The organism is Novosphingobium resinovorum (assembly GCF_027922145.1).
GTDB classification, from domain to species: domain Bacteria; phylum Pseudomonadota; class Alphaproteobacteria; order Sphingomonadales; family Sphingomonadaceae; genus Novosphingobium; species Novosphingobium resinovorum.
In genome coordinates, this window is record NZ_BSFC01000052.1 from 1 (window position 1) to 1,383 (window position 1,383).

General features: G+C 52.9%; 1 rRNA gene. It reads right to left on the reverse strand.

Going from position 1 to position 1,383, the window contains the following annotated elements:
* A 23S ribosomal RNA gene (locus PKE80_RS25190) occupies nt 1-1,383 on the reverse strand; the annotation flags it as partial.

Here is a 1,383-nt window from a genome sequence, read left to right on the forward strand (position 1 = left end):
TGGGTTAGACATCAGAACATAACAGGGTGGTATTTCACCTATGGCTCCACACCAGCTGGCGCCGGTGCTTCAAAGCCTCCCACCTATGCTACACAATTCTATCCTAATGCCACTCTGAAGCTGCAGTAAAGGTGCACGGGGTCTTTCCGTCTAACCGCGGGTACTCCGCATCTTCACGGAGAATTCAATTTCGCTGAGCATATCCTGGAGACAGTGGGGAAGTCGTTACGCCATTCGTGCAGGTCGGAACTTACCCGACAAGGAATTTCGCTACCTTAGGACCGTTATAGTTACGGCCGCCGTTTACCGGGGCTTCAATTCGGAGCTTGCACTCCTCCTCTTAACCTTCCGGCACCGGGCAGGCGTCAGACCCTATACGTCGTCTTGAAGCCGACTTAGCAGAGTCCTGTGTTTTTGCTAAACAGTCGCTACCCCCTGGCCTGTGCCCCCCACAAGTGCTTGCGCATATATGGGGCCTCCTTCTTCCGAAGGTACGGAGGCAATTTGCCGAGTTCCTTCAGGATACTTCTCTCAAGCGCCTTGGTATACTCTACCTGACCACCTGTGTCGGTTTCGGGTACGGTCTATACGGTGGGGCTATTTCCTGGAACCACGTGAAAGCACAACCAATCCAATAAGGTTGTACAATGTAAGTGATCCGTCACACACCACCAGGCCCACGAATATTAACGTGGTTCCCATCGACTACCCCCTTCGGGCTCGTCTTAGGGGCCGGCTCACCCTGCTCAGATTAGCTTTAAGCAGGAACCCTTGGTCTTTCGGCGAGAGGGCATCTCACCCTCTTTGTCGCTACTCATGTCAGCATTCGCACTTCCGATACGTCCACGCTCGGTTACCCTCACGCTTCACTCGCCTACGGAACGCTCCGCTACCGCTCAGTCAAAGACTGAACCCTAAGCTTCGGTGCATCACTTTAGCCCCGTTACATTTTCGCCGCAGGAACCCTTGTTTAGACCAGTGAGCTGTTACGCTTTCTTTAAAGGATGGCTGCTTCTAAGCCAACCTCCTGGTTGTTTTGGGATTCCCACATGCTTTCCCACTTAGTGATGACTTGGGGACCTTAGCTGTAGGTTAGGGCTGTTTCCCTTTTGACGACGGACCTTAGCACCCGCCGTCTGTCTGCCGAACTAGTCTCGTTGGTATTCGGAGTTTGGTTAGAATTGGTAGATCTCGCGACCCCCGCATCCATCCAGTGCTCTACCCCCAACGGCAATCATTCGACGCTCTACCTCAATAGATTTCGCGGAGAACCAGCTATTTCCCGGCTTGATTGGCCTTTCACCCCTAAACACAACTCATCCGAGAATTTTTCAACATTCAACGGTTCGGTCCTCCAGTGCGTGTTACCGCACCTTCAACCTG